The organism is Microbacterium sp. Root322 (assembly GCF_001425645.1).
GTDB classification, from domain to species: Bacteria; Actinomycetota; Actinomycetes; order Actinomycetales; family Microbacteriaceae; genus Microbacterium; species Microbacterium maritypicum.
Genome location: NZ_LMCS01000002.1, coordinates 931818 through 952729, shown reverse-complemented (window position 1 = coordinate 952729; position 20912 = coordinate 931818). Strand labels below are relative to the sequence as shown.

Here is a 20912-nt window from a genome sequence, read left to right as displayed (position 1 = left end):
GGTATCGCCATGAGCGCGGTGATGCGCCTGCGCGTGCTCCGGGTGCCGTCGCCCCTGGTGCGGCCGTTCATCACAGCCGTGCGCCGCACGGATCACCTCGACGTCGTGCTCGTCGAGGCGACCGACGCCGACGGGCGCCGCGGATACGGTGAGGCCGCCACGAGCTGGCGCGTCACGGGGGAGAGCCCGCAGAGTGTCGCCGCCGCCGTCGCAGGTCCGCTCGCCGAGGCCGTACGCGGTCGCGACGCCGGCGACCCCGGACTTGCTGTCGACATCTCGCGGTCGATCTGGGGCAACGCCGCCGCCCGCAGCGCGGTCGAGTGCGCCGTCGCGGATCTCGCCGCACAGCAGCAGGGGGTCTCGCTCGCGGCCGACCTGTCTCGCGCATACGCCATGCACGACTCCTCGAGGACGTCGCGCATCCGCACCGACATGACCCTGTCCGTGGGGGAGCCGGATGCGGTGGCAGTGCTTTCCGAGGAGTACGTCACCGCGGGGTTCGGGTGTCTCAAGCTCAAGGCCTCCGCTGCGCACGACACGGTCGCCGGACTCCGCGCCGTTCGTTCCGCGGTCGGGCCCGACGTCACGCTGCGGATCGACGCGAACCAGGCCTGGGACGCCGAGACCGCGATCCGCGTGATCCGTGCCGCCGAAGACGCAGGCCTCGGGATCGAACTCGTCGAGCAGCCCGTCGCCGCGCACGATCTCGACGCTCTCGCCGCCGTGACAGCGGCCGTCGACACCCTGATCATGGCCGATGAGTCGGTGCGCACGGCCCAGGACGTGCGCAGGGTCGCCGAGCGCGGAGCCGCCGATCTCGTGAACATCAAGCTCGCCAAGACGGGTGGACTGGCCGAGGCCCTCGCCGCCGCGGAAGCCGCACGAGAGGCGGGCCTGGGTGTCGTGATCGGCTGCATGATGGAGTCGCATGTCGGAGTGAGCGCCGCCGCCCACCTCGCAGCTGTCGTCGCCCCCGGTGTCGTGCACGACCTGGATGCGGCGTTCTGGCTGAAGCGGTCGCCGGTGATCGGCGGCGTCGTGCCGTCCGGAGACGTTCTGCTGCTGGAGGCGGACGCGGGTCTCGGCATCAGCGCCCTCGCCGCGGATGCGCACTCCGAGGTCCTGCTCGACCTCCCCGTCGGTGCGGAGGTGCGCGCATGACCGCCGCCGAAGCCGTCGGCGCCGTGCTCGCCATGGAATCCGCCCCTCGCGGCGTGGTCGCGGGTGTCGTCACCGATGCCGGGCGGGACATCGCCGCCGGCGGTCTGGCGGACCTCGCCGGAACGGCGATGACCACAGAGACCGCGTTCGACATCGCCTCGGTGTCGAAGGTCGCCGCGACCACCACCGCGATCCTGCGACTCGTGAGCCGGGGCGAGCTGGGCTTCGACGACCCGGTCGAGCGGTTCGTCCGCGGCACCGCGTGCGCGGCGGGAACCACCGTGCGCCACCTCCTGCAGCACCGCGCAGGACTCTGGGAATGGCAGCCGCTCTACCTCGATGGTGAGCACGCCGGCGACCCCGCCGCCGCGGTCGATGCGATCCCGCTGCGCTACGGCCTGGACGAAGGCCGCCACTACTCCGACCTCGGCTTCATGCTCCTCGGCCGCATCATCGCGGCCGTCACCGGCGCGCCGCTGGATGCCGCCGTCCGCGAGCTCGTGACCGCACCCCTCGGCCTCGACCGCACCGGATACGGCCCGTTCGCCCCGCCCGTCGCCTCCTCCGCCGTCGGCGATGCCGCCGAGCGTCGCATGGTGGCCACGGGTGAGCCCTATCCGATCCTCACGACCGCGCGGGAGTTCGCCTGGCGCGACGACGAGATCGCCGGAGTCGTGAACGACGGCAACTGCTTCCACGCCCTCGGCGGCGTCGCAGGTCACGCCGGACTCTTCAGCGCCGCCGGTGATCTGCTGACCCTCGGTGCCGCGCTGGCCGCGCCCGAGCGGCACCCGGAGCTGTGGGATCCGGATGCCGTCGCCGAGCTGTTCCGGGACGGACCGGACCCCGGACAGGCACTGGGTTGGCGCAGCGATGCGATCGCGGTCGCCGGTGAGCGGACCCGTCTGCTCTGGCACCCCGGCTACACAGGATGCGCGCTCGGACTCCTTCCGGGCACCGGCACGGCGGTGGTGCTGCTGAGCACCCGCCTCTTCGCCGTCGAGCCCGCACCGACCGAGGCGCTCTGGCGCACGGCACTCCCCGCGCTCGTGCCAGACGACAACGATCCCGACGACAACGATCCCGATGACAACGATCCCGACGACAACGAAGGAACGAGAACACCATGAGCACCACCGAGCCCGTGCTGAGCATCAGCGGCCTCGCCGTCGCCTTCCGGACCGGTTCCGAGCTGGTCACCGCGATCAGCGACGTCGACATCGACATCGCCGCCGGTGAGACCGTCGCGATCGTGGGGGAGTCGGGGTCGGGCAAGTCCACCACCGCGGCCGCGGTCAACCGTCTGCTCCCCGAGAACGGGGTGATCACGGCCGGCAGCATCCGCTTCGACGGGCGCGAGCTGACCGACCTCCCCGAGAACGCCATGATCTCGCTCCGCGGTGCCGGGATCGGCCTCGTGCCGCAGGACCCGATGTCGAACCTCAACCCGCTCATGCGCGTGGGCGAGCAGATCGGCGAGGCGCTCGAGGTGCACGGCCACACGCACGGCGACGCCACCAAGGCCCGAGTCGTCGAGCTGCTGGAGATGGTGGGGATCGCGGATGCCGCGCAGCGCGCCCACCAGTACCCGCACGAGTTCTCCGGCGGCATGCGCCAGCGCGTGCTGATCGCGATGGGCCTCGCCTGCAAGCCGCGCCTGCTGATCGCCGACGAGCCCACCTCCGCCCTCGACGTGACGGTGCAGCGCCGCATCCTCGACCAGCTCGACACGCTCACCGATGAACTCGGCACCGCGGTCTTCCTGATCACGCACGACTTGGCCCTCGCCGCCGAGCGCGCAGATCGCATCGTCGTGATGTTCCGCGGTCGGGTGGTCGAGGAGGGCACCTCGGCGCAGGTGCTCGGCGCCCCGCAGCACGAGTACACCAAGCAGCTGCTCGCTGCGGCGCCCAGTCTCGCCTCGCGCCGCGATGTCCTGCCGCAGCGCGAGGCCGCAACGGGGACGCCGTTCGTCGAGATCCGCGACCTCCGCAAGGAGTTCGCCCTCCGCGCCCCCAAGGCCGGGGAGCCGCAGACGTTCACGGCGGTCGACGGCGTGAGCTTCGAGATCCGCCGCGGCACCACGGTGTCGATCGTGGGCGAGTCGGGCTCAGGCAAGTCGACCACGGCGAACATGGTGCTCGGGCTCGAAGACGCCACGTCGGGGTCGATCCTGTTCGACGGGCTCGACCTGACCACGCTCCGCCGCAAGGAGCTGTTCGCCCTGCGCCGTCGCGTGCAGCCGGTGTTCCAGAACCCCTACGCCTCGCTCGATCCGCGCTACACGGTCGAGCAGTCGATCGCCGAGCCGCTGCGCGTGCACCGCATCGGCACCACGGCGTCGCGGCATGCCCGGGTGCTCGAGCTGCTGGAGCAGGTCGCGCTGCCCGCGGCGATGGCGGAGCGCCTGCCGCACGAGCTGTCGGGTGGGCAGCGCCAGCGCGTCGCGATCGCCCGCGCCCTGGCGCTCGAACCCGAGCTCGTGGTGCTCGACGAGGCGGTGTCGGCGCTCGACGTGCTGGTGCAGGCGCAGATCCTCGACCTGCTCGCCGACCTGCAGAAGCGCCTGGGGCTGAGCTACCTCTTCATCAGTCACGACCTCGCCGTGGTGCGGATGATCTCCGACGAGGTGCACGTCATGCAGCGCGGCGTCGTGGTCGAGAGCGGCACGCCGGAGCGCATCTTCGACGCCCCGCAGCATCCCTACACGCGCGAGCTGCTCGCGGCGATCCCTGGAGCCTCGCTGGCGTCCTGAACGGATTTCTCCGGCGACCGCAGGCTCAGCGCCTGCGGTCGTCGTCGTCCCAGGGGCCTTCCCACCAGCCGGCGCGGCCGTCGTCCGAGCCGCCGCGTCCGCGGCGCGAGCGCACGAACTGCACGACGAACACCGTCAGCGAGCTGAGCAGGATCAGGAAGACGACGAGGAACAGCAGGTCGTTCTGGTTCATGGACGTTTCCCCTCCGCGGCATCCGCCACGATCTTCGCGATGCGGGCGGTCTTCGTCTCCGGCCGCTTGGCCATCGCGATCTGCGTGAGACCGAACTTCTTGATCGACTTCGGGAACGCATCCCAGTTCGCACGCGCGACGGGCACGGCATCGAGCGCGGCGGCGAACTCGTCGGGCTCGATCCCGGCTTCCGCTCCGTCGAGCAGCGTCCAGGAGCCGTTCGCCTTCGCCGCCTCGAGCACGCGGATGCCGGCCGGGGCGAGAAGCCCCGCGGCTTCGAGCTCGGCGATGCGCGCCTTGTTCGTCGCCGCCCACCCGCTGCCGGGGCGCCGAGGGGAGAACCACTGCCCGGAGGCACGGTCGTTCGTCCCGTCGTCGAACACACGCACGGGCCCGTCGATCCAACCGAAGCAGAGGGCGTGCCGCACGGCATCCTCGTAGCCGACGCCGTCGGAGGCACCTCGCACGCTCAGCAGCCAGACGCCTCCCGTGCGCTCGTGGTTCTCGGCGAGCCAAGCGCGCCAGGCCGCGGCATCCGCCGCCCTGATCCGCTCGCCGTCGTCCAGTGCGCCCATGGGCTACTTCTTGGTCTTCACCGTCGTGATCGTCTCGGTGATCCGCGGCAGCAGGTCGGCCACCGACTGCACGATCTCGTCGGGGCGGAAGGGGTACTTCTCGATCTCGGCCTGGTCGCTGATGCCGGTCAGCACCAGCACGGTGTGCAGGCCCGCCTCGATGCCGGCCACGACGTCGGTGTCCATGCGGTCGCCGATCATGCCCGTGCGCTTCGAGTGCGCGCCGATCTTGTTCAGTGCAGAGCGGAACATCATCGGGTTCGGCTTGCCGACGACGTAGGGCTCCTTGCCCGTGGCCTTCGTGATGAGGGCGGCGATCGCGCCGGTGGCCGGGAGCGGTCCGTCGGTGCTCGGGCCCGTGGCGTCCGGGTTCGTGACGATGAAGCGCGCGCCGCCGATGATGAGGCGGATCGCCTTGGTGATCGCCTCGAACGAGTAGTTGCGCGTCTCGCCGACGACCACGAAGTCGGGGTTCGTCTCGGTCATGATGAAGCCGGCGTCGTGCAGCGCGGTGAGGATGCCGGCCTCTCCGATCACGAAGGCCGAGCCTCCGGGAAGCTGCTGCTTCAGGAAATCGGCGGTCGCGAGCGCCGAGGTCCAGATGCGCTCCTCCGGCACGTGCAGTCCGCTGATGCGCAGGCGTGCCGACAGGTCGCGAGCGGTGAAGATCGAGTTGTTGGTGAGCACCAGGTACGGGATGCCCGCGCTCTCCCATCCGGCGAGCAGTTCGGACGCTCCGGGGATGGCGTCGTTCTCATGGACGAGCACGCCGTCCATGTCGGTGAGCCAGCATTCGATGTCATCACGTTGTGCCATGTGCACAGCCTAGAGGGCAGGGGTGACGCGCACCTGACCGTGTTGCAGAGGGAGCTAGGCGCTGAGCCAGACCACCTGTGCCGCCTCGTCGGGAAGAGCCGTCTGCGCGCCGTCGATCTCGACCCCGGATGCCGTGACCGTCACGGTCGATGCGACCGTCAGCCCGAGGGGCTCGAGGGCTCGGAGCAGCTCGGGGTCGCGGTCGTCGACCCGCAGCACGCGCCCCGTGTGCCCGACCGGCGCATCCGCGAGCAGCACGAACGGCTCGCGCTCGATGCGGCCGTCGGCGTCGGGGATCGCATCGCCGTGGGGGTCGAAGCGGGGGCGTCCCAGGCGGGCGTCGATGCCCTCGAGCAGTCGGTCGCTGATGGTGTGCTCGAGCACCTCGGCCTCGTCGTGCACCTCGTCCCAGCCGTAGCCGAACTCCTGTACCAGCCAGGTCTCGACCAGCCGGTGCCGGCGCACCATGGCGAGGGCGCGGGCGGTGCCGGCCTCCGTCAGTCGCACCGCACCGTAGGGCACGTGCGACACGAGTCCGGCGGCGGCGAGCTTCTTCACCATCTCGGTGACCGACGACGGAGCGATGCCGAGCTTCGCGGCGAGCACCGAGGGAGTGATCGGTGCGTCCTGCCACTCGGTGTGCGCGTAGACGGTCTTCAGATAGTCGTCAGCTGCAGGGGATGCCACCGGACCAGCCTACGTGGTGCTCTCGCGTGCCCATGCGGTGAGTCCGTGGATGAGGGCGCGCACGCCGATCTCGAACGTGCGCCGGGCGGGATCCGTGCTGAGCCGCGCGCGGGCGGCCTCGGCCTCGGCGAAGGTGGGGAACTGCGCAGCGAGCGCGCCCGGAGCCATGTTGTCCGCCGGGGCGAGGGCATCCAGTGCGGAGCCGATGACGAACGACTCCAGGGCGACGATGGCGTCCACGATGGTGTCGGTCGGCCAGCCGTCGGCGGCGAGCAGTCGGGCGATCTGCTCGTAGTCGGCGAACGAGCCCTCGTCGGCATCGATCGGCGAGGTCGCGAGCATGACCATGGCCTCCGGTGCGGCGATCGCGGCGTCACGGTAGCTGTGCGCCCAGGTGAGAAGCGCGTCTTCGACCGGCATCTCGTGGAGCACGGGGGAGACGAGTGCGCGGCTCACCTGCCCGCGCATCGCCCGGATCACGGCGTCCCGGTTCGCGAAGTGGTGGTAGAGCGCCGAGGTGCGGACACCCAGCGATTCGGCGAGTGCGGTCATCGTGAACTGGCGCGGAGTGCGCTGAGCGCTGAGCGCGAACGCGGCCTTCAGGATGCGCTCCTCGGTGAGCACCTGGGTCGACGGGCGACCGACTCTGCGCGGAGATTTCGTCATCGTGCTCGATTCTGCTCAGGCGTCTGGTATTTTATTGAAACTCTTTCAATACCGAACGATTCACCACGACGAAGGTACAGCCCATGACCGGTTTCGACGCCGACACCATTGTCACCGGCGCGCACGTGGTGACGATGGACCCGCGCCGCCCGCACGCCACAGCCTTCGCCGTGCGCGACGGCCGCTTCCTCGCCGTCGGCGACGACGACCTGGTGCGTGAACTGCGCGGACCCCGCACCGTCGTCCACGATCTCGGCGGCGCAGCGGTGACCCCCGGACTCATCGACGCGCACCTGCATCCCATTCAGGGCATCGAGCTGACGGCGGGGATCGACCTCGGCGGCCTGACCACCGGCTCCGCTCTCCTCGCGGCGCTTCGAGCCGAAGCCGATCGGGCGCTCGCCGAGGACCCCGACCCGTGGGTGCGCGGCTGGAACCTCGACTACGACGTGTTCCACGAGCTGCCGATGACGGCGGCGGCGATCGAAGACGCGGTGCGCGGACTCCCGGCGCTGCTGATCGTGTTCGACGGGCACACCGCCCTCGCCAGTCGTGCGGGACTCGCGCGTGCGGGCATCACCGGCGCGCGCGCGTTCGAGGACTCGTCGTGCGTGGTCGTCGATGCCGATGGCCGCCCCACCGGGGAGCTGCGCGAGCTCGGCGCCTACGAGCCCGTGCGGCTGAGCGCCCCTGCGCTGACCCGCGATCAGACCCTCGCCGTCGGACACGAACTGCTGCGTGGCCTGCGCGACTCCGGCCTTACCGGCGGCACGATCATGGACGGCGGCTTCGCCACGCTCGACCTGCTCGACGCCCTGGAGCAGGGACCAGGACTGCCGATCCGCATCGTGTCGGCCATCGACCACGAACCCGGTTTCGACGAGGAGCGCACGGCCGCCAACCTCGCCATGCGCGACCGCCGCGGCGACCGGTGGCGCGGCGGCGTGGTCAAGCTCTACGCCGACGGCGTGGTCGAGACCGGAACCGCCTGGCTCCACGAGCCGGATACCGCAGGGGCCGGCCTGGAGCCGTTCTGGAAGGATGCGGCCGCGTACGCCCGCACCGTGCGGCGATACGCCGAAGCCGGGTTCCAGGTGGCGACCCACGCGATCGGCGATCGTGCCGTCGGGGAAGTCGTCGACGCCTATCTCGCCGCCGGTGTGCGCAGCGCCGGTGGAGCCCCGCACCGCATCGAGCACCTCGAGACGACGACCGACCGCGACGTTGCACGCATCGCCGCTGCGGGGATCACCGCCTCCATGCAGCCTCTGCACATGCAGTGGCGCAAGGCCGACGGTTCGGACGACTGGTCGCACCGGTTGGGTCCCGTTCGCGCCGCCCGCGCCTGGCGAGTGCGCGACTACTGGGAGGCCGGAGCGCCCCTCGCCCTCGGATCCGACTGGCCCATCGCCGAGAACGATGCCCGCATCGGTCTCGCGTGGTCGATGCTGCGCCGGCGTCCCGGCGACCCCGACGCCCCGGTGTTCGAGCCCGACCAGGCGCTCACCCCCTACCAGGCGCTGCACGGCTACACCGTGGGCGCCGCCCTGGCCCAGGGAGATGCCGACCTCGGCCGCATCGCTCCCGGGTTCCGCGCCGACTACGCCGTGTGGGCGGAGAACCCGCTGCACGTCGCCCCGGACGACCTCCCCGACCTTCCCGTACAGGGGACGGTCGTCGGCGGCGTCGAGCCCTGACCCCCGGCTCGACCGCACCACTCGCACGCTCTTCGCACCCGCATCCCTTCACACTGAGGTGACTCCCATGCCTGAATTCGGCGCTCTCGCGCTCCTGCCCATCGTGGTGATCCTGATCGTCGCGGTCGCCACCCGCCGCACCCTGTTCGCCCTGTTCTGCGGCACCGTAGCCGGGGCGCTGATCCTCGGCGGCTGGGGTGGCTTCGACGTCTGGGTCGAGTACACCGGCAAAGCCCTCTCCAACGCCACGGCGCAGTGGCTGCTGCTGATCGTCGCGCTGTTCGGCATCCTGATGATGCTGTTCGAGAAGTCGGGCATCGTCACCGACTTCGCACGCTGGGCGGAGCGATTCGTCACCTCGCGGCGCAAGTCGACCGTGCTGACGTTCCTGCTCTCGGTCGTGCTGTTCGTCGACGACTACCTGAACGTGCTGACCACGGGTACCTCGATGAAGCCCGTGACCGATCGCTACCGGGTACCCCGCACCCAGCTCGGCGCGATCATGAAGATGACGGCCGCACCCATCGCCGTGCTCGTCCCCGTCTCGACGTGGGCGCTGTTCTTCTCCGGTCTGTTCGAGGCGCAGGGCGTCACGGTCGGCGGCACGGGGTTCGGCGCCTACCTGCAGGCGATCCCGTTCATCTTCTTCGGGTGGGCGGCACTCGCCGTCGCCCTGCTGATGAGCATCGGTTGGCTGCCGAAGCTCGGCGTGATCAAGCGCGACGCGATCCGAGCGGAGCGAGACGGCGACGTCTTCCCGCTCGGCACCACCGACGACGAGCGGCGGGCCGAGGGGGCCGCTCTCCTCGCCGAGCTCAAGGCCGACGACCCCGACGGATCGACCGCGCAGCGGGTGGCCACCGCGCTCGCGACCTCTGCCGACGCCGAGCGCAAGCCGCAGCCCTGGGGCTTCCTGATCGCGATGGCCGTGCTGGTCGGTGTGACGATCGTCACCAACGCGAACGTCGTGGCCGGCACCGCCGCGGCTCTCGCCGTCACTCTGGTGATCGTGCTCGTGCAGCGCCGACTCAGCATCCGCGGGGTGCTGGATGCCGCGCTCGAGGGTATCGAGAGCATGCTGTTCGTGATGATCCTCACGGTCCTCGCGTTCATGGTGCAGGAGATGAACATCACCCTGCAGCTCGCCGAGTTCGTGATCCAGGTCACCGAGCCGGTGCTCACCCCGGCGCTGCTGCCGGCGATCGTGTTCGCAGTGTGCGGCATCTACGCGTACGCCACCGGATCGTTCTGGGACCTCGCCGCGGTGATCACCCCGGTCGTCCTGCCGCTGGCGCTCGCGCTCGGCGCCGACCCGATCCTCGCGGGCGCCGCGGTGTTCTCGGGAGCGGCGCTGGGCAGCACCACCTGCCTCTACGGCGACGGCATCATCCTCGCGTCGAGGTCGATCGGCATCAAGCCGATCAACCTCATGCTCGCGATCCTGCCGTACGCGGGCATCGCCGCAGGGCTGTCGTTCGTGCTCTACCTGGTCACGGGCTTCGTCACGGCGTAGTCCGCGCCGACCCGATCCTCGCGCGGATCAGCCCAGTGTCGTCAGGATGATGAAGGCGGCCTGACCGGCGAAGAACAGGACGAGGAATCCGAGGAGGGCGGCGGCCAGTGACAGTCGGCCGTCGAACCCCTCGACCTCGGCCATGCCGATCTTGCGCGCACGGAATGCCATCACGAGCGTGGCGACGCCGAGCGCGACCTGCACCCAGGGGCTGGCGAGGCCGATGACCGTGGGGAAGGCGATCAGCAGGCCGCCGATCACGCCGGTCGCGAAGCCGATCCAGGTGAGGATGCGGACGTTGCGGCGGGCGCTCTCGGCAGACATGCATCGAGCCTATCCGGGCTCAGGCTCCCGTCAGCACCAGCCAGAGCAGGGCGCCGTTGAGCGCGATCAGCAGCACAGAGGCGAGGACTCCCGCCGCCGTCGTCCACCGTCGGTTGACCCAGGCGCCGAGGGTGCGTCGCTGCGCGGTGAGCGCGACCAGGGGGATCAGCGCGAACGGGATGCCGAACGACAGCACCACCTGGCTGAGGACCAGGGCGAGCGTCGGGTCGAAGCCGATGCCGAGGATCACGAGCGCGGGGATCAGCGTCACCAGTCGACGCACGAGCAGCGGGATGCGCACATGCAGCAGGCCGTGCATGATCTCCGCCCCGGCGTAGGCGCCGACCGAGGTCGAGGCCAGGCCCGAGGCGAGCAGACCCACGGCGAAGAAGGTCGCCACGACCGGTCCGAGTCCTGCCGCGAGGGCGGCATGGGCTCCCTCCAGCGAGTCGGTGCCCTCGACGCCGGCGAGGTTCGCTGCGGCGAGCAGGAGGATGCAGAGGTTGACGGAACCGGCGATCACCATGGCGATCGAGACATCCCAGCGGGTGGCCGTGAGCAGGCGGCGGATGCGCGAGGTCTCGGTGCGCACGGCCTCGTCGCCGGCATGGGAGGTTGTCGCACCGAAACGGTCGCGGGCGAGCGAGGAGTGCGCATAGATCGCGTGCGGCATGATGGTCGCCCCGAGGATGGACGCGGCCAGCAGGACCGAACCGGTGTCCTGGAAGCGGGGGACCATCCCGCCGATGACTCCTGCCGGGTCCGGTGGTGCGACGAAGACTCCGGCGACGAAGCCGATCGTGATGATGGCCATGAGCCCGATGATCACGAACTCGAACGGACGGGCGCCGCGCCGGCTCTGCACCGTGAGCAGGATCATCGAGACCGCACCGGTGATCAGGCCGCCGAGCAGCAGCGGCACATCGAACAGCAGATTGAGGGCGACCGCGCCGCCGATGACCTCGGCCAGGTCGGTGGCCATCGCGACGAGCTCGGCCTGCAGCCAGTAGGCGCGGCGCGCCCAGGGCCGCTTCAGCCGTGCGCCCAGCACTTCGGGAAGGCTCTGCCCGGTGACGACCCCCAGCTTGGCGGAGAGGTACTGGATCAGCCACGCCATCACGTTGCCGGCGAGCACCACCCACACCAGCAGGTAACCGTACTGTGCGCCTGCGGTCATGTTGCTGGCGACGTTGCCGGGGTCGAGGTAGGCGACGCCGGCGACGAGGGCGGGTCCGAGCAGCCACAGGCTCCGCGGAGCCCGGGCCGCGGGCGCGGCGGGAGCCGTCATCGGGAGTGAGGAATTTTTAGGCACACCGAAACCGTAGCGCATTTTTCGGTACACCTAAATATCTCAGACGCTCCGTTCTCGGGTCGCATTCGCAGGGGCGAGGGCAGGCAGGAGTGCGCGGCGGCGATAGCCTGGCGGGATGGAAGACGCCGCGCCGGACAGCACGACCCCCGACGTTCCCGCGGACGCGGTGAGCACGGGTTCGATCGCCCAGCCCGGCTACGGCGTCGGCCCCTGGCCTGGGGGCGAGGATGCGTGGCCGGCCGGTGAGCAGTTCGACCCCGAGCTCCTCGCTGCAGGTGACACCCGCAACGTGATCGACCGCTATCGCTATTGGCGGATGGAGGCGATCGTCGCCGACCTCGACACGCAGCGGCATCCGTTCCATGTCGCGATCGAGAACTGGCAGCACGACATGAACATCGGGTCGATCGTGCGCAGCGCCAACGCCTTCCTCGCCGACACCGTGCACATCATCGGTCGCCGTCGATGGAATAAGCGGGGGGCCATGGTCACCGACCGCTACCAGCACGTCGTGCACCACGAAGACGTCGAGACGTTCGCCGCCTGGGCCGCCTCCGAAGCGCTCCCGATCATCGCAGTCGACAACGTCGAGGGTGCGGTGCCGGTCGACAGAGCCGACCTGCCGCAGCGCTGCGTGCTGCTGTTCGGTCAGGAGGGACCGGGGCTCTCGCACGAAGCGCTCGCCGCTGCCTCCGCGCACATCGAGATCACCCAGTACGGCTCGACCCGTTCGATCAACGCCAGCGCGGCAGCCGCCGTGATCATGTACGAGTGGTGCCGGAGATACGCGGGCTGACGCTCTCCAGCCCGAGAGCGCCCGGCATCACCCGCGGTCGATGCCGAACAGGTGACGGTAGATCGCGTTGACGTCGCGATCCAGGTGATCGATTCGCCCGTGCACCGCTCCGATCTCTGTCCGCACATTCGCGAACTCGCTCCGCATCTCGGTGCGTACGCTCGCGAACTCGTTCCGCATCTCTGTCTGCACGCCGTCGAACCCGTTCTGCATCGTGCGAAGGAACATCGTCGAGATCAGCGTGATGGTGCCGAACATCCCCGCGGCGAAGACGCCGATCAGTGTCCAGACCTGTGGTTCCGTCATCCCCAGCATCCCTTCAGTGTCACCCGATCATCGTCGAAGGCGCCAGGGGTCGGCGACGTAGTATTCCGCGGATTCCGGCGGTTGTGGAGAAGTGGTGAAGGTGCAGATCAGTGCAGCATGAGACCACTCGCCGTCAGGCCGCGGCGGCAAGCCAGCGCCCCGATCGCACGCGCCACCCCAGGGTGCCGAGCCGTGCGAGAAGGTAGACGCCGAAGAAGGCGAGCGCGAGCCAGACGAGACCGGCGGTGCCGTCGACCCCGGTCGCGGCCACGATCCAGAGCGCGGGCAGGAACGGCACCAGGTTGAGGCCACCAGCGATCGCGAGGTATCGGGCGTCGTTCGCCCCCATGAGCACCCCGTCGAGCACGAAGACGACACCGGCGATCGGCTGGGCGACCGCGAGCACGAGCAGCACGGGCTGCACGAGCGCCGCGATCTCGGCGTCGCCCGTGAAGACGATGCCGAGCACCCCGGAAGCTGCGGCGATCAGTCCGCCGACGATCACGCCGAACCAGGCTCCCCAGGCGACGGTGCGGGCGAGCACACGGTGCACCTGCTGCTCGTCTCCGGCTCCGAGCTCCTTGCCGATGAGCGCCTGGGCCGCGATCGCGAGCGCGTCGAGGGCGAAGGCCGCCGCCGAGAAGATCGTGAACACGATCTGCCATCCGGCGAGCTCGTCGGTGCCGATGCCGGTCGCCACACCCACGGTCGCGAGCAGGGCCACGCGCAGGCTCACGGTGCGCAGGAACAGCCATCCACCCGACGTCGCGGTGTTGCGCAGGCCCGCGCTCTGCGCGCGCAACGAGGCGCTGTGACGCGTGGCGAGGCGGCGGACGACCAGCACGTAGGCGGCGACCATCCCCCACTGCGCGGTCACGGTTCCGGCGGCGGATCCGGCGATGCCCCAGCCGAGTCCGTAGATGAACAGCCAATTGAGCAGGGCGTTCGCACCGAAACCGAGTCCCGCGATCCACAGCGGCGTCATGGTGTCCTGCATGCCGCGCAGCAGTCCGGTCGCGGCGAACACGATGAGCATCGCCGGCAGGCCCCACATCGAGATCACCAGGTACTCGTTCGCCTGAGCGGCGACGGCTTCACCCGCACCGAACAGCGAGACCAGCCACGGAGAGGAGACGGCGCCGATCACCGCGAGCACGGCGCCGAGCCCGAGCGCGAGCCACATGCCGTTGACGCCGACGGAGACGGCCTCGCCGGGCTGCCCCGCCCCGAAGCGTCGGGCGACAGCGGGGGTGGTCGAGTAGGCCAGGAAGACCATCAGCCCGACGATCGTCTGGAGCACGGCGCCCGCGATGCCGAGACCGGCGAGTGGGGTGGTTCCGAGGTGTCCGACGAGCGCGGCATCCACGATCAGGAACGCCGGCTCCGCGATCAGAGCGCCGAGGGCCGGGACGGCCAACCGCAGGATGTCTCGATTGAGGGAGGCACGCGCGGTCATCCTCCGAGCCTATGACCTGGGACCGACCCCGCCTTCCGTGCTGCCTCCGTCTGCGACCGCCGTCATAGGGTGGGAGGGAGCTCGGATGCACGGAGGTGCCTCATGACGGATCCCCGAGACGCGGCGGCGCGGTATCTCGCGAGCAGGCAGAACGGCGAGAGCGCCGACGGCGACGAGGAGTCGGGTACGCCGCCCGGGATCGCGGCGGCGGTCGATCGTGCCGCGTTCATCGAGACGGCCATCCAGGTGGCGATCCGCCGCGGAGAGTTCGACGACCTGCCCGGCGCGGGCAAGCCCCTCGAAGGACTCGGCACCCACCACGACCCCGACTGGTGGATCCGCCGGAAGATCGAGACCGAGAACCTGACCGGTCTCGGGCCCCCGGCGATCCTGCTGCGCACGGAGGACCGGGAACTGAACGATCAGCTCGATCTGCTCGGTCGCGAGTCGGATGTGCGCACCGTCGTCGAAGACTTCAACCGGCGTGTGCGGGAAGCGCGCCGCCAGCTTCAGGGCGGACCGCCCGTCGTCACGTCACCCCGCGACGTCGACGCCGAGGTGGCCGCCTGGGCGGAGCGTCGGGCGGCGCGGCCGAAGGCCGCCCCCGCCGAGCAGCCACGACGCCGACGCTTCCGCGTGCGGCGCCGCAGCTGACGGATTCACCCGGGTCTCCGCCCGGTCGCTCGCGACCGACGTGCACGAAACCATCCGTCCATCCCGAACCGTCCCGAACCGGGCAAGAGGAGGACGACCGCGGAGAGCACGACCATCGCCGGATACTGCGCGATCAGCTGATCGGCGCTCCAATAGAGCATCAGCGTCCCGATCGACACGAAGGCCGCGATCCTGGTCAGCGATCCCGCGACCAGCAGCACTCCGAGAACGACCTCGAGAGCGGGCATCACCACACCGAACAGGGCGGGCGCCGTCCCCATGACCGACCCGAGCGGCTCGAAGAACCACGGCACCCGAGGGTTCCCCTCCGTGCTCTGCGCCACCAACTCGATGTCGGCCGCCCCGAATCCGGCGCGGTACTTCAGGAAGCCCTCGATCATCCAGAGCACCCCGACCGCCACCCTGGCCCCGCCGCCGAGCAGCGACAGGGCCAGGGCGCCTGCGGGTCGCGATCCGGTCATGAGAGCTCGGCTGCTCCGAACACGGCCTTCGCCTTGTCGCAGTGGATCACGACATACGAGTACTTCGAGGTGTCGACACCGTCGAGCGTGAAGGTCTGCGTGGCGGTGTCGAACGAGACGGCGTCGACGAGCATGCCGGCGGAGACGGCGGCCTCATCGGTGCCGTCGGTGAGATAGACGTGCAGATCGGGACCCTCGTCGGACGAGAAGCCAGACAGGGTGATCTCGTCGTCGGTCACGGTGACGGTGCCGGACACCGTCTTCTCGTTCAGGCCCATGAACGCCCCGGTCTTCTCTGTCATCGTCATCGCGGCACCCGAGTCCGCGCTCTGCGACGCCGACGAGGAGGGCGTGGTGTCCTCGGTCGCTGCGGGCGAGCTGCACGCCGACAGGGCGAGGGCGAGGGTGAGGGCCGCTGTGGCGGCGAGAGCGATCTTGCGCATGAGGTTCTCCTGTTCACTGTGTGTGCGACGGTGTGGCCGCGACGACGGATGCCGCGGCGGATCGCACTTCGAAGAACGCTACGAACGAGACGAGCGCCGCGGGGAAGACCTTTCGGGACCGTAAGGAACCGCCCGATGGCGCGGATCGCGCGACTAGTGTCGACCCCATGCAGGAGGCAACCGAGGTCGTCGTGGTCGAAGACGACCCCACCGTCAGGGAGGCGGTGGGGGCGTACCTGCGGGCCAACGGCTACGCGGTCTCCAGCTTCGGTGACGGGGTCTCGGCGCGCACGGCGCTGCGTGACACCGTCCCCGATGTGGTGATCGTCGACCGAATGCTGCCCGGCATCAGCGGCGACGAGCTGTGCCGCGATCTGCGCTCGTTCTCCGACGTGCCCATCATGATGCTCACCGCGCTCGGGCAGGTGGATGACCGCATCGAGGGCTTCGAGTTCGGCGTCGACGACTACCTCGCGAAGCCGTTCTCGCTGCGGGAGCTTCTCCTGCGGGTCGGAGCGCTCGTGCGCCGCTCGCAGGTGGTGCAGGCCTCGGTCGGCGAGGTGCGGGCCGGTGTCTTCGTGATCGATCCCCTCCGGCGTCGGGTCTGGGTGCGCCAGGAGGAGGTCCCCCTCACCGCGCGCGAGTACGACCTGCTGCACTTCCTGGTGCGCAACCAGGGGCGCCCGCTCGGGCGTGACGAGATCCTCCGTGAGGCCTGGGGGTGGAGCTTCGGTGAGGCCTCGACGGTCACCGTGCACGTGCGCCGGCTGCGGGAGAAGATCGAGTTAGATCCTCGAGACCCCATCCACCTGCGCACGCAATGGGGCGTCGGCTATCGATTCTCGGCGGAGGGGGACCGCTCGTGATCATGCTCTCCGCAGCCGACGTGCTGCTGATCGTGCTGACGTGCCTGCTCGTCGCCGCGTGCGTCGCGGCGCTCACCCTCGTCCTGCTGCGGGTTCTGCGCCGCCGGTCGTTCCGTGCGCAGCTGATGCTGGTCGCGAGCGCGGGTGTCGTCGCGATGGCGGCATCCGTCGTCGCGATCTCGCTGGAGATGTACATCTCCACGCATGACCTGACCGTGCTCCTCGCCGTGATCGCGGTGTCCCTCATCCTGGGCCTCGCGACGGCCTGGGTCGTGGCCAGGGCGATGCGGTCGTCGTTCGATCGCCTGTCCGCATCGCTCGACGAGGTCGGCCGCGGCGGCGTGATCGTCGCCGAGCAGGGCGGGTCCCGCGAGCTGGATGACCTGTCGGCGCAGCTGGCCGAGGTGTCGGGGAAGGTGGACGCCGCGAGTGCCGAACTGGAGCGGCTGGACTCGGCGCGGCGGCGGTTCTTCGCCTGGATATCACACGATCTGCGCACTCCGTTGACGGCGGTACGCGCGCTCGCCGAGTCGATCGAGGAGGGGGCTGCCGATGCCCCTGAGCGCTTCGCGGGGCAGGTTCGGGTGCAGGTCGACACCATGAGCCGCATGGTCGACGACCTGTTCGAGCTGTCCACGTTGACCTCCGGAGCGGTGCAGCTGCAGACGCAGCAGGTCGACCTGCTCGATGTGGTCTCGGATGCCGTCGCGGATGTCGCGGCCGCCGCCGCCCGCCACGGCGTGCGCATCGTCGAGCGCGGGGTGGGCGCGCACGTGCTCTGGGCGGATCCGCATCAGCTCGGACGGATCATCGTGAACCTGCTGACCAATGCGATCCGGCACGCTCCACGCGGCACGGAGATCGTCATCTCGGCCACCGAGATCGACCGGAACCGTCTCGTGCTCGGCATCCTCGATCACGGCGCCGGGGTCGCGGTGGAGGATCTGGACCGCATGTTCGACGTCGGCTGGCGCGAGGATGCGGCGCGCACGGCTCCGACCGATCGCGACGCGGTGGCCTCCGGCGCGGGCCTCGGGCTGTCGATCGCGCGCGGTCTCGCACGTGCTCACGGCGGAGAGGTGTTCGCCGAGCGCACCGATGAGGGGTTCCGCATGAACGTGCTCCTGCCGTCCGGGGGAGGCGGGTCATAGGCTGGGGAGCATGACTGACGTTCTTCCCGTGGGCCTCGCCCTTGATGAGTTCAGCTCCGACATCCGCCCGCAGGACGACCTCTATCGTCACGTGAACGGCGCCTGGCTCGCCCGCACCGAGATCCCGGGCGACAAGGCGCGCTGGGGCTCGTTCCATCTTCTCGCCGAGCAGGCAGAGAAAGACGTGCGCGCGATCATCGAGGAGTCGCAGGATGCCCCGGAGGGCACTCTCGCCCGCAAGATCGGCGACCTGTTCGCGAGCTTCATGGACACCGCGCGCATCGATGCCGCCGGCGTCGCGCCGCTTGCCGACACGCTCGCCGAGATCGATGCGATCGCCGACGTTCCGACGTTCCTGCGCACGGTGGGCGCCTACGACCGCGACGGCCGTGCGTCGATCATCGGCCTGTACGTCGACGGCGATCCCGGCGACCCCGAGCGCTATGTTCCGGTGCTCGTGCAGGCCGGTCTGTCGCTGCCCGACGAGAGCTACTTCCGTCTCGACACCTTCGCCGACACCCGGGCCGCGTACCGTGCGCACCTCGAGCGTCTGCTCGGCCTCGCGGGCGTGGCCGATGCCGCCGTGAACGCCGACCGTGCGATCGCGCTCGAGACCGAGCTCGCCGGTCATCACTGGGACAACGTGCGCAGCCGCGATGCGGTGGCGACGTACAACCTCAAGACGTGGGAAGAGCTGCAGGCGCTCGCCGGCATCGACCTGACTCCGTGGCGAGAGGCGGTCTCGCCGTCGAACCCCGCGGCCTTCGACGAGGTCGTCGTCTCGCAGCCGAGCTTCTTCGAAGGCCTCGGCTCGCTGCTGACCCCCGAGCGCCTGGACGACTGGAAGGCATGGCTGCGCGCCAAGGCCGTGCACGCCGCGGCCCCGTACCTGACCGACGATCTCGTGCAGGAGAACTTCTCGTTCTACGGCACCGAGCTCACCGGCGTCCCCACCATCCGCGAGCGCTGGAAGCGCGGCGTCTCGCTCACCGAGGGTGCGCTCGGAGAGGCGATCGGCAAGGTGTACGTCGAGCGCCACTACCCGCCGACGGCGAAGGCCGCGATGGACGAGCTGGTCGCCCACCTCATCGAGGCGTACCGGCAGAGCATCACCGAGCTGGAGTGGATGACGGCCGAGACCCGCGAGCGCGCACTCGCCAAGCTCGACTCCTTCACCCCGAAGATCGGGCACCCCGAGGTCTGGCGCGACTATTCGAGCCTCGAGATCGACAGGGCCGACCTGTTCGGCAACGTGCGCCGCGCCTCGATCTTCGAGCACGACCGCAACATCGACAAGGTAGGCACGCCCATCGACCGCACCGAGTGGCACATGCCGCCGCAGATGGTCAACGCCTACTACAACCCGTCCATGAACGAGATCGTGTTCCCCGCGGCGATCCTGCAGTACCCGTTCTTCGACGCCGGTCGCGACGCGGCGGCGAACTACGGCGGCATCGGTGCGGTCATCGGCCACGAGATCGGCCACGGCTTCGACGACCAGGGCAGCCGCTACGACGGCGACGGACGCCTGCAGGACTGGTGGACGGATGCCGACCGGTCGGCGTTCGAGGAGCGCACCAAGGCGCTGATCGCCCAGTACGACGCGCTGGTGCCCGAGGGCCTCGACGCCGAGCACCACGTGAACGGCGCGCTCACGATCGGTGAGAACATCGGCGACCTCGGCGGCCTCGGGATCGCCCTCAAGGCCTATGAGCTCTCGCTCGGCGGCGCGGAGGCCCCGGTGATCGATGGATACACGGGTGTGCAGCGCCTGCTGCTCTCGTGGGCGCAGGTGTGGCAGCAGAAGAGCCGTGACGCCGAGACGCTGCGCCTGCTGACGATCGACCCGCACTCGCCGAACGAGTTCCGCTGCAACCAGATCGTGCGCAACATCGACGCGTTCTACGAGGCGTTCGGCGTGAGCGAGAACGACGCCCTCTGGCTGCCTGCGGCGTCGCGAGTGACCATCTGGTGACCAATCGTCACACTCTGTGAACCGTCCCCCGGCGGTGGGGTTACGATAGCCCTGCCGCTGGGGAGCGTCTCCCCTCGGTATCCCGCACATCCACCCCCCTAAGGATCAGCGTGGGCGCTCTCGAGCCTGGTGAAGGTCTCCGAAACTCCTCGGCCCCCGAGTCTCTCGGCGCTGCCCAGGAGGCCTCCGGTGCGGGTCGCCGCTCGCAGCGCACCAGGCGCCGGCTTCCCCGACGCGCCGCTGCCGGACGCCGGTCGTTCACCGCCACGCTGCGTTCGCTGGAGGGCCTGGTCGACTCCGGGGCGCAGGTCTCGGTGCACGTCGTCGACCTCGACAACCATGTGCACGTGCTCGCCGGCGACGACCATGTCACGATGCCGATCGCGGGTCTCGGAGTGGTGCCTCTGCTGATCGAGGTGGCTGCCGGCTTCCAGAGCGGTGCTCTCGATCCGTTCGAGATCGTCGAACGCGAAAGCCTCGAGCCGGTGGAGACCTCGGGCCTGTGGCGGCATCTGCACGCACCGGCCCTGCCATTGGAAGACCTCGCCGTGATGGCGGCGACCGCGGGGGATCCCATCGCGGTGAACGCTCTGCTGCACAAGGTCGGCCACGACCGGGTGCGCGAGCGCATCGAGTCGCTGGGTCTGCGCCGCACGGCCCTTCTCGACCGCTTCCGCGACCGCCGCGGTCCAGACGACGCCCCGCAGGTGGCCGTGGGATCCGCACGCGAGCTCGCCGGACTGTTCTCCGCCCTCGTGAACTCGCAGGTGGTCGATGCCGCCGTCAGCGCACAGGTGTCGGAGTGGCTGAGCCTGAATCAGGACCTGAGCCTGGTCGCGGCATCCACGGGTCTCGATCCGTTCGCGCACGATCACGATGCCCACGGCCTGCTGTTCGTGAACAAGACCGGCCGCGATCGCGGGGTTCGGGCCGAGGCCGGTGTGCTGGCCGGGCCCCGCGCCGGCGTCGCCTACTCGCTCATCGTGTGCTTCGACGATCTCTCGATCACGCACCGCCTGCGTGCGCACGACGCCTTCCGGGTGCTCGGCGTCGAGCTCATGGAATACACGCACTGACGCCGTCG

The 20912-nt window shown here is 69.9% G+C and carries 22 protein-coding genes; 11 read left to right on the top strand and 11 right to left on the bottom strand.

The features are described from left to right. The first annotated feature begins 9 nt into the window (after window positions 1-9). Genes ASC55_RS09485 through ASC55_RS09475 form a run of 3 tightly spaced genes read left to right on the top strand, consistent with a single transcriptional unit; the run spans window position 10 to window position 3916 of the window. Window positions 10-1161, top strand: a complete 1152-nt coding sequence (locus ASC55_RS09485) for an enolase C-terminal domain-like protein (protein WP_055874746.1) — start codon at window positions 10-12, stop codon at window positions 1159-1161. Then, window positions 1158-2291: a serine hydrolase domain-containing protein gene (locus ASC55_RS09480; protein WP_055874743.1), complete on the top strand. Its 1134-nt coding sequence runs from the start codon at window positions 1158-1160 to the stop codon at window positions 2289-2291. The genes ASC55_RS09485 and ASC55_RS09480 overlap by 4 nt, the downstream gene beginning before the upstream one ends. Continuing rightward, window positions 2288-3916 carry an ABC transporter ATP-binding protein gene (locus ASC55_RS09475; RefSeq protein WP_055874740.1) on the top strand — a complete coding sequence of 543 codons (1629 nt, stop codon included), beginning with the start codon at window positions 2288-2290 and terminating at the stop codon, window positions 3914-3916. Before ASC55_RS09480 ends, ASC55_RS09475 begins: the two co-directional genes overlap by 4 nt. A gap of 25 nt (window positions 3917-3941) precedes the next feature. Here the strand turns inward: ASC55_RS09475 and ASC55_RS17620 are convergent, their stop codons facing one another. From ASC55_RS17620 to ASC55_RS09455, 5 genes are read right to left on the bottom strand one after another with little or no spacing between them, the layout of a single operon-like run. Further along, complete coding sequence (locus ASC55_RS17620) at window positions 3942-4109, bottom strand: hypothetical protein (RefSeq protein WP_167497469.1); 168 nt, start codon at window positions 4107-4109, stop codon at window positions 3942-3944. Further along, window positions 4106-4684: a YdeI/OmpD-associated family protein gene (locus tag ASC55_RS09470; protein ID WP_055874737.1), complete on the bottom strand. Its 579-nt coding sequence runs from the start codon at window positions 4682-4684 to the stop codon at window positions 4106-4108. Before ASC55_RS09470 ends, ASC55_RS17620 begins: the two co-directional genes overlap by 4 nt. Before the next feature lie 3 nt (window positions 4685-4687). Then, on the bottom strand, window positions 4688-5500 hold the full coding sequence (locus ASC55_RS09465) for an HAD-IIA family hydrolase (RefSeq protein WP_021198233.1): 813 nt from the start codon (window positions 5498-5500) through the stop codon (window positions 4688-4690). A 54-nt stretch (window positions 5501-5554) separates the two neighbouring features. Further along, window positions 5555-6187: a metal-dependent transcriptional regulator gene (locus tag ASC55_RS09460; RefSeq protein WP_055866231.1), complete on the bottom strand. Its 633-nt coding sequence runs from the start codon at window positions 6185-6187 to the stop codon at window positions 5555-5557. Between the two features lie 9 nt (window positions 6188-6196). Next, window positions 6197-6853, bottom strand: coding sequence for a TetR/AcrR family transcriptional regulator (locus tag ASC55_RS09455; protein ID WP_055874733.1), 657 nt, complete (start codon window positions 6851-6853; stop codon window positions 6197-6199). A gap of 83 nt (window positions 6854-6936) precedes the next feature. Here ASC55_RS09455 and ASC55_RS09450 point away from each other — a divergent pair, with 83 nt between their 5' ends. Both ASC55_RS09450 and ASC55_RS09445 read left to right on the top strand, forming a co-directional pair. Then, window positions 6937-8550, top strand: a complete 1614-nt coding sequence (locus tag ASC55_RS09450) for an amidohydrolase (protein WP_055874727.1) — start codon at window positions 6937-6939, stop codon at window positions 8548-8550. A gap of 67 nt (window positions 8551-8617) precedes the next feature. Beyond that, the gene (locus ASC55_RS09445) at window positions 8618-10063 is read left to right on the top strand and encodes a Na+/H+ antiporter NhaC family protein (protein WP_055874725.1); all 1446 of its coding nucleotides are present in this window, start codon (window positions 8618-8620) and stop codon (window positions 10061-10063) included. Between the two features lie 27 nt (window positions 10064-10090). Here the strand turns inward: ASC55_RS09445 and ASC55_RS09440 are convergent, their stop codons facing one another. Together ASC55_RS09440 and ASC55_RS09435 are read right to left on the bottom strand one after the other, a co-directional pair. Then, the gene (locus ASC55_RS09440) at window positions 10091-10387 is read right to left on the bottom strand and encodes a hypothetical protein (protein ID WP_017829573.1); all 297 of its coding nucleotides are present in this window, start codon (window positions 10385-10387) and stop codon (window positions 10091-10093) included. Between the two features lie 19 nt (window positions 10388-10406). Then, window positions 10407-11675: an Nramp family divalent metal transporter gene (locus ASC55_RS09435; RefSeq protein WP_055874722.1), complete on the bottom strand. Its 1269-nt coding sequence runs from the start codon at window positions 11673-11675 to the stop codon at window positions 10407-10409. Between the two features lie 139 nt (window positions 11676-11814). Here ASC55_RS09435 and ASC55_RS09430 point away from each other — a divergent pair, with 139 nt between their 5' ends. Beyond that, a complete protein-coding gene (locus ASC55_RS09430) occupies window positions 11815-12495 on the top strand; it encodes a TrmH family RNA methyltransferase (RefSeq protein WP_235563200.1) in 681 nt (226 codons plus the stop codon). Between the two features lie 27 nt (window positions 12496-12522). On the opposite strand, the gene ASC55_RS09425 is transcribed toward ASC55_RS09430, so the two are convergent. After that, entirely contained in the window at window positions 12523-12801 is a 279-nt protein-coding gene (locus tag ASC55_RS09425; protein WP_055874719.1) for a hypothetical protein, read from the bottom strand. Window positions 12802-12934: 133 nt separating this feature from the next. Next, complete coding sequence (locus tag ASC55_RS09420) at window positions 12935-14257, bottom strand: MATE family efflux transporter (RefSeq protein WP_055874716.1); 1323 nt, start codon at window positions 14255-14257, stop codon at window positions 12935-12937. A 102-nt stretch (window positions 14258-14359) separates the two neighbouring features. Between ASC55_RS09420 and ASC55_RS09415 the strand changes: the two genes are divergently transcribed. Further along, entirely contained in the window at window positions 14360-14911 is a 552-nt protein-coding gene (locus ASC55_RS09415; RefSeq protein WP_055874714.1) for a J-domain-containing protein, read from the top strand. Between the two features lie 5 nt (window positions 14912-14916). Here the strand turns inward: ASC55_RS09415 and ASC55_RS09410 are convergent, their stop codons facing one another. Both ASC55_RS09410 and ASC55_RS09405 read right to left on the bottom strand, forming a co-directional pair. Further along, window positions 14917-15393 (bottom strand): DoxX family membrane protein, encoded by a 477-nt coding sequence (locus ASC55_RS09410; RefSeq protein ID WP_055874711.1) that lies wholly within the window; start codon window positions 15391-15393, stop codon window positions 14917-14919. Further along, the gene (locus tag ASC55_RS09405; protein WP_055866216.1) at window positions 15390-15836 is read right to left on the bottom strand and encodes a DM13 domain-containing protein; all 447 of its coding nucleotides are present in this window, start codon (window positions 15834-15836) and stop codon (window positions 15390-15392) included. Before ASC55_RS09405 ends, ASC55_RS09410 begins: the two co-directional genes overlap by 4 nt. A 167-nt stretch (window positions 15837-16003) precedes the next feature. Here ASC55_RS09405 and ASC55_RS09400 point away from each other — a divergent pair, with 167 nt between their 5' ends. From ASC55_RS09400 to ASC55_RS09385, 4 genes are all read left to right on the top strand, one after another. Further along, window positions 16004-16702 (top strand): response regulator transcription factor, encoded by a 699-nt coding sequence (locus ASC55_RS09400; RefSeq protein WP_055866214.1) that lies wholly within the window; start codon window positions 16004-16006, stop codon window positions 16700-16702. A 2-nt stretch (window positions 16703-16704) separates the two neighbouring features. Continuing rightward, on the top strand, window positions 16705-17853 hold the full coding sequence (locus tag ASC55_RS09395) for a sensor histidine kinase (RefSeq protein ID WP_082524342.1): 1149 nt from the start codon (window positions 16705-16707) through the stop codon (window positions 17851-17853). 10 nt (window positions 17854-17863) lie between these two features. Beyond that, entirely contained in the window at window positions 17864-19828 is a 1965-nt protein-coding gene (locus ASC55_RS09390; RefSeq protein WP_055874706.1) for a M13 family metallopeptidase, read from the top strand. A gap of 110 nt (window positions 19829-19938) precedes the next feature. Continuing rightward, window positions 19939-20904 carry a serine hydrolase gene (locus ASC55_RS09385; RefSeq protein WP_055874703.1) on the top strand — a complete coding sequence of 322 codons (966 nt, stop codon included), beginning with the start codon at window positions 19939-19941 and terminating at the stop codon, window positions 20902-20904. Window positions 20905-20912 lie beyond the last annotated feature (8 nt).